Here is a 13,337-nt window from a genome sequence, read left to right on the forward strand (position 1 = left end):
TTTAATTAATATTAATTTTTGTTACAATTTAAAGTACAATTTAGAAATAGCTATTTACTATTTGCCATTATTAAAATGGTTTGAATTAGTCAAATAGCTATTTTTATTTGAGTAAATACATTAATTTTAAAAGAGCTTACGTTTTGGTTTTATGTATTAAAACATTTTACATATTAAACAATTGTATTGTAGATATTTACTTGGACTTTATTGGCCAAATGGGAGGTGATATAACACCATATCCACGAGCTGGTTTATCTTTACTTGGATTGATAATTTTATGAGGAGTATTAGCTTTTATAAATGTTGAATCCCCAGGATTTAATCTTACTATATTTTCACCTATACAAATATCAACTATACCACTTGTCAATACAACCACTTCTTCTGATGCATGAGAGATATAGTCTTTAGTATCTTCACTTTCTGGTTTAAGTTCAAATTCTAAAAATAAGATTGAAGGTGCAAAATCAGCTGTTGGCATTGGAGATACTATCTCATAAAACATTTCACTTTTTGGAAACTTCATCATAACTCTATCTTCTTTTCTGATGACTAAATCATCCGTGTTATTATCATCCATAAACATATATAAAGGAGTATCTAAAACTTCAGCGATTTTTCTTAATGAAGACAGGGATGGTTCAATAGCATCTCTTTCGATTTGAGATATATAACTTATAGATAAGTCTGTCAATTTGGAAACATCACTTAGTGTTTTTTTCTTGTTTTTTCTTATATTTCTCATCTTTTCCCCTAGCATAAGAACCTCCAAATAATAAAATTTATACAAAATATTCGATTAAAACAAAGTAATTATAGCATAACATAGAAGTAGTAGCAAGAAAGATGAATGGAAGATTTTAAGAATTAGCAATTAGTGAGGTGCAAATAAAATCTTATAAAAATAATTTGTTGATGAATCAATATAATGCAGAAAAATTTAATATAGGATTATTAATTTTAAAGGTATTATTGTAGGATATTTTAGAAAAAATTAAATTTTCAGTAAATTATATTGACAGATGTATTGAAGTAATAATATAATTTGAAGTATAAAAATAAAAAAATTAAATTATTACTTCAAAAATGAGGAGGTTAACATGAAAATAACAGATATTAAATTTGAAAAATTAAGAATCAAATTAAGAAAGCCTGTTGTAGTTTCGTTTGGAACAATTGAATATGGAGAGAGCATAATCTTAAAAATTGAGACTGATGAAGGTTACTGTGGATTTGGAGAAGCTGCTCCTCTTGCAGCAGTTACAGGTGAAGTTTTAGATACTGTAATTTCTATATTAATCATGTTTAAAAAGGAACTTATAGGTAAAGACCCATTAGATATTGAAACTATACATACAATTATGGATGGAATCATAATAGGTAATACTTCTGCCAAAGCAGCAATTGATATAGCTTTGTATGACCTTAAAGGTAAAATTATGAATGTACCTCTTTATAAAGTTCTTGGAGGATATGATAACAAAATTCAAACAGATGTAACTATAGGTATAGATAAACCAGAGAAAATGGCAGAAGAAGCACTGGGAAGAGTTAGAGAAGGTTTTAGAATATTGAAACTTAAAGCTGGAATAAGACCTGAAGAAGATATTGAAGCTGTAAAATTAATTAGAGAAGCTGTTGGAGATAATATAAGAATTAGAATAGATGCAAATCAAGGCTGGAATGTAAATAGTAGCATAAATACTATCAAAAAACTAGAAGAATTTGGCGTTGATGCGATTGAACAAGCACTTCCACATTGGGATTTAGATGGAACTGCTTACATAAGAAATAAGAGTAATACTAAGATTATGATAGATGAGTCATTACATTCACCAATAGATGCAATTAAAGCTATAAAGAAAAATGCAGTTGATACATTTAATATCAAGTTAATGAAATCTGGTGGAATTTACCCTGCAATAAAAATCAATAATATAGCTGAAGCAAGTGGGGTTAATTGTATGTTAGGATGTATGCTTGAGACAAGGATTGGTATAACAGCAGCAGCAAATTTAATAGCATCTAAGAAGAATATAACAGAAGCTGACCTTGATAGTTTTATGTTTTGTGAAGAGTTAGAAAGTATATCTGGAGGATTTGAAATGGATGGAGATATTATGAATCTTATCGACAAACCAGGTTTAGGAATAGAAGTAAACTTATGATGAAATTAGGGGGTTGAATATGAATACACTTTTTTCAAGTACAGGTAGTATACTTGCAATAATGACAGCTATGGTTGCATTTGGATTTTACTTACAAAAATATAAAGTAACTAAGAGTTTAGGACCAGCACTTACAATAATCATAATGGGAATAATACTTTCAAATTTAAAGGTAGTTCCAGTAAGTACAGAATTGTATGGAACTATTTCTACATATGCTATACCAGTTTCTATGACTATAATGTTGATGAGTGTTGATTTAAAAGAAATGACAAAGCTATCAAGAGAGCCTTTAATAGCAATTTTTGTGGCAGTATTGACAGTAAGTATAATGGCGTTTTTATTTGGATTGGTATTTGCAGGTGAAATATCAGAAGGATGGAAAGTTGCAGGGATGTTTGTAGGTACATATACTGGAGGAAGTGCTAATCTTACAGCTATTGGAACAGGTCTTAATGTAAGTAGACAGACTCTAGCAGCAGCGAATGCAGCTGATTATGTAATTGGAGTTCCAACATTAATATTTATGTTTGCACTTCCAGCAATATTAAAAAATTCTAAGAAGTTTCAAAAGTTTTGGCCATATCATTTAGAAGAATCAGAGTTAGAAGATTGCCAGAATGAAGAATTTATGGAATCAAAAGAGTGGAGCATAAAAGATATCGCTTGGATGCTGGCTATAGGCTTTGTTGTTACAGAGGTTGCAACAATTCTTTCAGGATATTTTAGTTCAAGCTTTAGCAGTGCAGCAAGAATTCTTTTAGTTACAACAATTTCAATTATAATTGCTCAATTAAAACCAGTAAAAAAATTAAAGGGGAATTTAGATTTAGGATTGTTTGTTGCATTATTCTTTTTATGTACAATAGGATTTTCAGTAGATATAAAAGAATTTTTAGGTTCAACTTTTACTATAACATTTTATTGCTTTAGCATAATCTTTGCTTCATTTGTCTTCCATCTATTTGTAACTAGAATGTTAAAGATAAAGTATCAATATGTAATACTTTCTATAGTTGGAGCAATTGCTGATGGTCCAACGTCAGCTTTAGTAGCCGCTTCAGCAAAATGGAATTCGCTTGTAAGTGTAGCTGTAGTGATGGGGGTAATTGGTGGAGTATTAGGAAATTATGCAGGTATATCGGTGGCATATGCAATAAAAATGGTTCTTGGTCTCTAGGAGGTGAATTTTATTGAAAAAGTTTAAGTTATATATATCTGGTTTGTATAGTGGTAATGTAGTATTTGATGAAACATTACTTATTGAAAAATTAAATCCTTTTACAAATGAAATAGAAGAAATAAAACCTATGAATAAAGATGAAGGAATATATTATTTAAATCTTACAAAAATAGATTTAAACTTCTTATTTGAAAACTTTAATGTTTATAGTAATAGCTTAATAAACACAGATAAAAGTATGGTTGTAAATGAGTTAGGAGAAACATATTCTAAGTTTAATGACTATATCTGGGTTCAAAGAAATAAAAAATTTCCTTTAGATGTAATTGTTTTGGATAATAAAATAGTTGGTTTTATATGCTTGTCCAGGGAAACTTGTACTATACTAATTATGGATGAATATGAGGATTATACGATATTAAAAGAGTGGAATAAAACACATAAAAATGAAGCGATATATCCTATAAAATTTGATGGAAATTATATGATTGATATGAAAGATGGAATAAAACTTTCTACAGATGTATATCTTCCTAAGTTTGAAGACTCTACTAAAAAAGTACCTACAATTCTTATGAGAACTCCATATGGAAAAGAAAATGACAAAGAAATATATTATAAGTATGTACAAAGGGGATATGCTGTTGTAATACAAGATGTCAGGGGAAGAAATGAATCAGAAGGTAAGTGGGAGCCTATGATTTATGAAAGAGAAGATGGAGATAGTACTATAAATTGGATAGTAGCACAAGACTGGTCAAATGAAGTTGTTGGAATGATGGGAGCCTCATATCTTGGTTATGTTCAATGGGCAGCTGCATCTTCAGGAAACAAACACCTAAAAGCTTTAATTAGTATAGTTACAGCAGGTAGTCCTTTCATTGACATACCAAGAAAAGGTGGAGCTTTTGTATCTGGAATGCTTGCATGGGCATTTATGGTATCAAGAAATAAAGTCGATAGAAGTAAAATGCTAAGAGATGACTGGGATGATGTTTTAAATATAAGACCGATACAAAATATACCTATTGAAGCACTTGGATATAGAATAGAATTTTTAGAAGAGTGGATAAAAAGAGTAGAAAAGGATGAATATTGGGATAGGATGGATTGGCATCTAAAAAAAGATAAAATAAATGTGCCTGCATTAGTCATATCTGGATGGTATGATGATAATGGTATGGGTACTACAGAAGCTTTGGATGTAATAAAAAATTATGAAAGAGGAAAGAGAAAGGCTATATTAGGTCCATGGATGCATAATTCAAACACGATAAGGGATATAAATGATATTCCTTTTGGAGATAATTCATTGAGATATGATGTAGACTATAACTATCTATTATGGTTTGATAAATACTTAAAAGGAGTAGAAAATGATATAGATAAGACTGCTCCAATAGAGTATTATTCAGTAGGTTCGAATGCATGGAAGATGGCAGATAATTGGCCAATAGCAAATAAAATAGATAAAAGTATCTATTTAATAAGTGGTGGAAATGCTAATACATCTTTAGGAGATGGAAAACTATCTTTTGAAGAATGTTCAAAAGAAAATTATGATAGTTACATATATAATCCAAAAGACCCTTCAATACAGTTGATTGATATGTCAGAAAATGAAGTGGGAGTTCCAAATAATTATAAAGATTTGGAGAAAAGAAGTGATATGTTGTGCTACACATCAGATGCTTTTAGTGAAGAATTTACTATAACAGGTGATATAAAGTTGGAATTTTTTGCATCAAGTTCGGCAAAAGATACTGATTGGGTTATAAAAATTATGGATGTGGATTTAGATGGAAACTCAATTAAATTAGCTGATGGTATACTAAGTGCTAGATTCAGAAATAGTTTTTACAAGTCAGAATTTATGGAAGAAGGAGAAATTTATAAGTTTACAATAACAACCTCAAAAATATCAAATACATTTAAAACTGGGCATAGAATTAGGTTAGATATAACATCTAGTGCGAAAAACTTTATATTCCAAAATAGTAACACTGAAGATAGTTATAATAGTATTGAGTATATAAAAGCAAAAAATACAATTTATCATGGAGGAAAATATCCATCTAGGTTGATATTGCCAATAGAAAACAATTAAATTGATGAATTAAATAATAAGGAGATGTAGTATTAATCAATACTATATCTCCTTATAGGTTAAAGTAATTATATTTGCTTATTAAATTTAAAACAATTATTTTGTAGCAGCAACAACGCTCATTTCAACTAATAAGTGTTCTCTAGCAAGTCTAGCTTCAACACAAGCTCTAGCAGGTTCAAATCCTTTTTCAACCCAAGCATCCCATACAGAGTTCATAGCTTCAAAGTCCTTCATATCTCTTAAATAAATGGTAACAGATAGTAAATGTTGTTTGTCTGAACCATATTTGTTTAATAAATCTTCTATTTTATTTAAAACTTCAGTAGTTTGCTCAACTACTCCTCCTTCAGCATGAGTTTGTCCACATAAATAAACTGTATTGTTGTGAACTACAGCTCTACTCATTCTTCCAGTTCCTTCATATCTTTTTATTTCCATATTTTAAATACCTCCATAATTAAAAAATCCACTAAAAATCTAAATAATAAATTAAAAAAAGTCTATACTATATAAAATTATAGTATATATTTGGCGAATAATCTATAAAAAGATATAACTTTTTACTTATAATTATTATTGTTATTAATTGAAAAGATTTATTAGTTACTTGACATAATTTATACTTTTAATTATAGTATAAATTGGAATATTTAGATAATTATTATTTAATTTAGAAATTTTAGTTTTTTAAGTAGTTTTTAAATATAGGTTTATGTATTTGTATAGAAAAGAGGTAAATATGAGTAGTACAATCAAATCAAATCGAATAAAAGGTATAATGTTTATAATAGCATCAGCTCTTGGTTTTGCAATGATGTCTGCATTTGTAAAACTGGCAGGCGATTTACCAAGTTTTCAAAAAGTATTTTTTAGAAACTTGGTATCGGCTATAATTGCGTTTTGGCTAATCATAAAACATAAAGGAAGTTTAACAGGTAAAAAAGAAAATATGAAGGTTCTTTTATATAGGTCAATTTTTGGAACTTTAGGGGTTATATTTAACTATTATGCAATTGATAAGTTGATGCTTTCAGATGCTAATATGCTAAATAAAATGAGTCCTTTTCTCGTAGTTATATTTTGTGCAATTATTCTAAAAGAAAAAATAAACATAAAACAGATAGGGGCAATTATAATTGCATTTATAGGAGCTTTATTTATAATAAAACCAACATTTAGTGTTGAAGTAATTCCATATCTAGGAGGAGTTGCAGGAGCTGTATTTGCAGCAATGGCATATACTTGTTTAAGAATTCTTGGAGATAGAGAAGATTATTATACAATTGTGTTTTTCTTTTCAGTTTTTTCATTAGTTACTGTAGGACCAATAGCTTTTGCAGTGTATGAACCAATGACTCTTATGCAACTTGTATATTTATTACTAGGTGGAGTATTTGCAAGTTTAGGTCAATTTGGTATAACTTTAGCATATAAGTATGCCCCAGCCAAAGAAATTTCTATATTTGACTATAGTAATATAATATTTTCAGCAATCTTGAGTATATTCTTGTTTAATGTTTATCCAGATATGCTAAGTGTTGTAGGATATGTAATAGTCTTTTCAGCAGCATTTTATATGTTTTTATACAATAAAAAATTAGACAAGCTAGAAAAAGAAATTGACAAGCAAAATAAATAAAAATAGTATTAAAATTTACATTAAAAATAAATAATATGATTCTAAAAAAGAATAGCATATTAAGTTAAAACAGCAGTTAAAAGTAAAAAACTATAACTGCTGTTTCTTTTATCAAAAATATCCAAATATATTTAAAAATAGAATATAATAAAGTAGTAGAATAATATAAAGGGGATAATTTAAAGTATGGAAAAAGTAAAAGTTGCTGTGGTTGGAGCAGGTAATAGAGGTACATATGCATATGCTCCATATATTTATGAAAATTCTGATACATGTGAGATAGTTGCTGTAGCAGAGCCAAAAAAAGGAAGACGTGAATTATTTGCACAGAAGTATAACTTAAATAGCAAAAATGTATTTGAAAGTCTAGAAGAATTCTTTAAACAGGATAAAATGGCAGATGCAGTCATAATAGCTACAAATGATGATAGACATTATGATGTAGCAAGTTTAGCGCTTCAAAAAGGTTATCATATATTATTGGAAAAACCAATGTCTAATAGTTTAGATGGATTAGTACATATAAATGACCTATGTGAGAAGTATAAAGATAAGATTTTTATGATTTGTCATGTACTTAGATATTCTCCATTTTACAATAAATTAAGAGAAATTGTAGAAAGTAAAAAATTAGGAGAATTAGTTAGTATACAATATAATGAGAATATAGGCTATTGGCATTTTGCTCATAGTTTTACTAGAGGGAATTGGAGAAATAGTAATGAGACAAGCCCTTTGATTTTGGCGAAGAGTTGTCATGATATGGATATTCTATTATATTTGGTAGGTAGTAGATGTAAAAAAATCTCTGCATTTGGAAGTTTAAAGCATCTTAATAATGAAAATGCTGGGGGAGAAATGGCACAGAATTGCCTTCAATGTTTGGTAGAAAAGAAATGTCCATATTCTGCAAAACAAATTTACCTAGAAAATGACAGAAATATAAATAGAGCTGTGCATATAAATCCTACAAAAGAGAATCTTTTAAAGATACTTGAGACAAGTCTATATGGAAGATGTGTTTACAGATGTGATAATAATGTAGTAGATAACATGGTAAATATATTACAATTTGAAAATGAAGTAACTGCTACTTTTAATTTATGTGCATTTACTAAAGAAAATGGAAGAACTATAAAGATGATGTTTAGTCATGGAGAAGTTGGTGGAGATTTAAATAAAAATGAGATAAGAATTAAAGAATTTGGAAAAAATGAAGAAGTAGTTATAAATCCATCAAATAAGAAAGATATGGTAGAAGAATATGATAGAAATCTCATAACTGAATTTATTAAATTAGTTTTAAATAAAGACTTAGAAAAAGGAAGAGCAGCAGCAAAAGATGCTATAGAAAGTCATGTAATGGCATTTGCAGCAGAGTATTCAAGATTGAGTGATGAAGTGGTGCATATAGATAAATTTTTTGATGATGCTATAAAGATGACTAAAGAAATAGAAGAAACTATATTTTAAATATAAAAGATTACACAAATAAAGATAGATTAGATAATAGGGATATATAAATCGTCTATTAAGTAATCTATCTTTTTATTAAGATTTTTTCTTATCTTTATCAAAAAAATCCATGCATTCAGATAAGAGATAAGAAAGTAAGGCAAATAAAATTTCTGTACTTAAAGGAATCATTATTGAATCCATAAATGTATCAATTATGTTCATAGCTAAAAAAGTCAGTATAAAATCAATTATAAATTCGCAAAATTTATAAATTGAATATGGCAATTTGTTTACATATCTAAATATATCTAAAATGGTAGTGCATAGAAAATCAATTGGGGTAGTTATACAAAAATATATTAAAAAGAAAATTAGTACAGACCCAAGAGATTTATATTCAAAACCTAAGAATGATAAGAAGCCAATTCCTATAACAGTGAAAATACAAAAAGTTATACCAAAAAAAACAGCAAAAAATAAAAATACAGAAATAAATTCGCCTAAAGGAATCCTTCTTTTATTACTTATCTTAATCAACTCCTTATGTATAACATGAAATTTATATAAATAACAACATTCTTAAAAATTCATAATAATCTTCTGTTTCAAATAGTATTGTTTGAGAATCTATTTTTTTCATACTTGGGTAAAAAGAAGCTTTAAAAGCCTTGTAATGTTCTCTAAACTTTATTTCAATTTTAAATTTGTTTGGTAATTTTATTAAGTGTCTAGATAAATTTCCAGATAAAGATTCTTGAACACCTTCTTCTATTTTTTTTAGTGCAAGATTTGGGTGGATTGAAATTGAGCCATTTCCAATTCCCTTTGAAACAGGAACAGTGATTATATTTGGGTTTAGTTTTTTTGCACTTTCACAAAGCATTTCATCTCCACTTAAAAATGCTACAGGAACATTATAGTATGCAGCAGCATAAGCATTTATAGTAAATTCAGATGCTATTTCATCATTTATTTTAAAATAGTCATAGTCAATATCCATAGTATGAGAAAGTGGATTCCCATTACAAGTAGCTCCAGAATGATAGCCAGTAAATACACATGCATCAAAACTTTTATCAATACCAGCCATCATAACTAGTGGGTCTTTAGTCCATCCTCTAAGGATTTTGACATTTTCAGGTAAAATATCTGGATTAATATTTCTACCACTATCATGTGCATCTTTAACAAGTATTTCATGCATACCAGACTGAGTAGCTCCATTACATGCAGCTGCTATTTCTTTGCTCATTTGTGTTCTATAGTGTTGTGAAAATTCACATTCAAGCTTTGTTTCATCCCAATTTACAATGCCACAAGTACCTTCTATATCGGCACTTAAATATAACTTCATAATATAAGCCCCCTTAAATTTATTATTAATGATAATAACAGATAACAGTAAACATACAATTAATAAGAGGTAGAAAAATATTATTTCTCATTATTAATTATTATTAAATCTGTAACTGAAAAATAACTGATATTAGAAATATAACACTAACTAGTATCTATTATCCTATTATTGCTATATACAATATTTATATAAAATTGTAACACAGAAGTAGCTACATTTACTAGTTTAACATACTTAAAACATTGATAGATATTATTTTTAAGTTTGTTCAATGGTTGTAGTGTTTTAAGATTAGGAGAAAGAGTGGAATTATAGAATTATTCTATAGAATTAGTAAAAAAGAAGATGTTTAAGGGGCTATAAATAGCTATCCATCCAAATAAATTTGCTGCTTGTAGACTAAATATTGTCATGAGTATTCTCCTTTATAATTATTTATATTAAGTATACAAGATAATTTGCCAATATGAAAGTGGATAAAATCAATTATATAATTCAAGAAAATGAAATACAACGAATACTTTATAGAATTAAAATATAATAAGGTAGAGTATTAAATTAGAATTTTTTAATTTAATACTCTACCTTTAATTTAATACTCTATCTAAAATAAATTAAAATTCAAATTCATTTTCCCAATCAAATTCCCCTGATTTTTCTACACATTTAGGCCAATGACTACACCATTCAGGGACTGAGGGATTTTCAACTCTATCAATACTTGGAGTATATGGTTTTAAGTCGATAACAGGGCTATTATCATTAGCATCGATATATGGAATTCTTATTATACCATGCTCATGGTCGATGCTAATAATTTGTACAGTAGTTAATGCTATTGGGTTAGGTCTAATAGGTGACCTTGTCGCAAATATTCCCATAACATCAGGTGCTTTTTTATAAGGCTTTGGAGTTTCTAAGATACTTCTTGCTTCAACATCATCAAATCCATCAAACCACCAGATTACATTTAAATGACTAAATTCATCAAGTGCTTTTAATGCAGGTATATACTTTTTATCCAATTTGATAGAAATTTCTTCACCTTGAACAAGTATTTTTCCTATAGGGTTTACTAAAATTTGTTTCATAATATTACCTCCAATTATTTGGTTTGTTATTTGTAATTTTAGAGTAAACCCTAACACCATGTGAGAGTCAATATAAAAAGGAGATAGAAGCATATAATTAAAAGGATAATACATTTTTTGAATGAAGCATAACACCAGTAATAAGACAATCTTCATCAATATCAAAGGTATCTGTATGAAGAGGAGAATTAATATTTTTTCCCTGATTTGCACAACCAAGGTGATAAAAAACACCTTCACAATATTCCAAAAAATATGAAAAATCTTCAGCACCAAGAGTAGGTGTATCTTTAATCAAAATATTTTCTTTTCCAAATAATTCTACTGCATTTTGTTTAACATAATCTACAAGAGAATTTGAATTTATAAGGGAAGGATAACCTTCTTCAATTTCAACATCAATATTTCCACCAAATGTTTTGCAAGTAAAATCACAAACTTCTCTAATTCGTTTTTTTGAAAAATCTCTGGTTTCCTGCGTTAAAGTCCTTAAGGTTCCTTTTATAACAACTTTATCGCAAACTATATTTTCTTTAATTCCGCCTTCAATTTTTCCTAAAGAAATAACTACAGAATCAGTGGGGTTTGTATTTCGACTGACAATTGTCTGCAAAGCAGTTATGATATGAGCAGAGATAACTATAGCATCAACACCTTGATGAGGATAAGCTCCATGGCATTTTGAGCCATATACACTTATACAAAGTGTATCTGTTGATGCATTTAAAGTATTGTATTTTAGTTCAATTAAACTTTTATCAATATTGGGATTTACATGAAGACCAAATATATAATTTACATCTGGATTTTTCATGCATCCATCTTCTATCATAAGTTTAGCGCCACCAATGGTTTCTTCAGCAGGTTGGAAAAAAAACTTTACATTTACATTTAAATAATCCTTTAATTTAAATAGTATATTACAAGTGCCAAGTAAAATAGCAGTATGTGCATCATGGCCACATGCATGCATTTTACCTAAATTAATGGATTTATAAGGAAGATTGAGTTTTTCTGTTATAGGTAAAGCATCTATATCAGCTCTTATAGCAATTGTCTCAAAGTTTGGATTTACATTTATATATGCAGTTACTCCTGTGTGATTTTCATATTCAATATAACTTATACCTATTTCATCTAAATATTTAATAATTTTTTTCTTAGTTTGAAATTCTTCTAAGCCAAGTTCTGGAGTTTTGTGTAAATCTCTTCTAATATCTATAACCCAATCATTTATATCATGGCAAAGAGCTTTAATATTAATCATAAAACACATCCTAACTATATTAAAATTAAAAATTTATTTTTCTTAATTATTATAATTATATTATTCTATATAAAACATTATTCTGTATCAAGTATAAATAAAATGTCTTATAATTATAGTAGAGATGTTTAGCATAAATTAGAATATATCATTTTAGAAGAAGAGGTGTTTAGATGTTAGGAGTAATTGCGCCTTCTGGACCATTGAGAAATATAAGTCTAGGAGAAATAAAATTTAATTTGGAGAAGTATGGTTATAAAGTTAAATTTTCTGAAAGTTGTGGACTAAATTATAAAGGTTATTTAGCTGGGAATGATGATATTAGAGTAAGAGATATAGAAGAGATGTTCTTAGATGAAGAAGTAGATATAATTATGTGTTTAAGAGGAGGTTATGGAACAACAAGAATACTAGATAAAATAAATTACGAAATAATAAAACAAAATCCTAAACCATTTATAGGTTTTTCTGATATAACAGGTTTAAATCTAGCTTTTTATAAAAATTGTGGTCTTTTACCATATCATGGAATAATGGCAGCGAATGTAGCTAAATGGGATGAATTTACTTATAAATCTCTAGTAGATGCTTTAGAATTTAAAGATGAATTATACTTAGAAAATCCAAAAGAAGAAAAGATTTATACTGTATGTGAAGGCAAAGCAGAGGGAATAATAATGGGAGGAAACTTATCTCTAATAATTTCTACAATAGGAACTAAATATGAAATAGATGCAAAGGATAAAATTTTATTCATTGAAGAAATTGGAGAATGTCAATATAAATTAGACAGGATGTTAACTCAATTGTATTCTTCAGGAAAACTGGATGAATGTAATGGTATAATTTTTGGAGATTTTAAAGACTGTATCAAAGAAGAAGATTTAATAGAACTATTGGAGGAATTTGCGCAGAAGGTTAATAAGCCAGCTATATATAATCTACAATCTGGGCACTGTATACCAATGATAACTATTCCTTTAGGAAGAATGTGTGAATTAGATGCAACAGAAAAAATGGTTAAATTAAAAAAATAGTGTATATATAAATATATTAGAAGT

Annotated in this window: 12 protein-coding genes; 6 read left to right on the forward strand and 6 right to left on the reverse strand. The window is 28.1% G+C overall.

What is annotated here, in order from left to right; translation table 11 throughout:
• Positions 1-196 precede the first annotated feature (196 nt).
• Positions 197-763 carry a helix-turn-helix domain-containing protein gene (locus IC213_RS10275; protein WP_227434292.1) on the reverse strand — a complete coding sequence of 189 codons (567 nt, stop codon included), beginning with the start codon at positions 761-763 and terminating at the stop codon, positions 197-199.
• A 340-nt stretch (positions 764-1,103) separates the two neighbouring features.
• Here IC213_RS10275 and IC213_RS10280 point away from each other — a divergent pair, with 340 nt between their 5' ends.
• From IC213_RS10280 to IC213_RS10290, 3 genes are read left to right on the forward strand one after another with little or no spacing between them, the layout of a single operon-like run.
• The gene (locus tag IC213_RS10280) at positions 1,104-2,171 is read left to right on the forward strand and encodes a mandelate racemase/muconate lactonizing enzyme family protein (protein ID WP_227434293.1); all 1,068 of its coding nucleotides are present in this window, start codon (positions 1,104-1,106) and stop codon (positions 2,169-2,171) included.
• A 19-nt stretch (positions 2,172-2,190) separates the two neighbouring features.
• On the forward strand, positions 2,191-3,351 hold the full coding sequence (locus IC213_RS10285; protein WP_227434294.1) for a DUF819 domain-containing protein: 1,161 nt from the start codon (positions 2,191-2,193) through the stop codon (positions 3,349-3,351).
• A gap of 13 nt (positions 3,352-3,364) precedes the next feature.
• Positions 3,365-5,461, forward strand: coding sequence for a CocE/NonD family hydrolase (locus IC213_RS10290; RefSeq protein WP_227863053.1), 2,097 nt, complete (start codon positions 3,365-3,367; stop codon positions 5,459-5,461).
• A gap of 96 nt (positions 5,462-5,557) precedes the next feature.
• Here the strand turns inward: IC213_RS10290 and IC213_RS10295 are convergent, their stop codons facing one another.
• A complete protein-coding gene (locus IC213_RS10295) occupies positions 5,558-5,902 on the reverse strand; it encodes a RidA family protein (protein WP_227434296.1) in 345 nt (114 codons plus the stop codon).
• Between the two features lie 301 nt (positions 5,903-6,203).
• On the opposite strand from IC213_RS10295, the gene IC213_RS10300 reads away from it, so the two are divergent.
• Complete coding sequence (locus IC213_RS10300) at positions 6,204-7,103, forward strand: DMT family transporter (protein WP_227482274.1); 900 nt, start codon at positions 6,204-6,206, stop codon at positions 7,101-7,103.
• Between the two features lie 186 nt (positions 7,104-7,289).
• Complete coding sequence (locus IC213_RS10305) at positions 7,290-8,576, forward strand: Gfo/Idh/MocA family protein (RefSeq protein ID WP_227863054.1); 1,287 nt, start codon at positions 7,290-7,292, stop codon at positions 8,574-8,576.
• A gap of 78 nt (positions 8,577-8,654) precedes the next feature.
• Here IC213_RS10305 and IC213_RS10310 read toward each other — a convergent pair whose 3' ends face one another.
• The 4 genes from IC213_RS10310 to IC213_RS10325 form a co-directional block, all read right to left on the reverse strand.
• Entirely contained in the window at positions 8,655-9,098 is a 444-nt protein-coding gene (locus tag IC213_RS10310) for a regulatory YrvL family protein (RefSeq protein WP_227434299.1), read from the reverse strand.
• 22 nt (positions 9,099-9,120) lie between these two features.
• Complete coding sequence (locus IC213_RS10315; RefSeq protein WP_227434300.1) at positions 9,121-9,915, reverse strand: M55 family metallopeptidase; 795 nt, start codon at positions 9,913-9,915, stop codon at positions 9,121-9,123.
• Positions 9,916-10,532: 617 nt separating this feature from the next.
• Positions 10,533-11,009 carry an SAM-dependent methyltransferase gene (locus IC213_RS10320; protein WP_227863055.1) on the reverse strand — a complete coding sequence of 159 codons (477 nt, stop codon included), beginning with the start codon at positions 11,007-11,009 and terminating at the stop codon, positions 10,533-10,535.
• Positions 11,010-11,106: 97 nt separating this feature from the next.
• Positions 11,107-12,276 carry a M20 family metallopeptidase gene (locus IC213_RS10325; RefSeq protein WP_227863056.1) on the reverse strand — a complete coding sequence of 390 codons (1,170 nt, stop codon included), beginning with the start codon at positions 12,274-12,276 and terminating at the stop codon, positions 11,107-11,109.
• A 173-nt stretch (positions 12,277-12,449) separates the two neighbouring features.
• On the opposite strand from IC213_RS10325, the gene IC213_RS10330 reads away from it, so the two are divergent.
• Entirely contained in the window at positions 12,450-13,313 is an 864-nt protein-coding gene (locus tag IC213_RS10330; RefSeq protein ID WP_227434303.1) for a S66 peptidase family protein, read from the forward strand.
• Positions 13,314-13,337 lie beyond the last annotated feature (24 nt).

The sequence above is a fragment of the Clostridioides sp. ES-S-0049-02 genome, assembly GCF_020658465.1.
Taxonomy (GTDB): Bacteria; Bacillota; Clostridia; order Peptostreptococcales; family Peptostreptococcaceae; genus Clostridioides.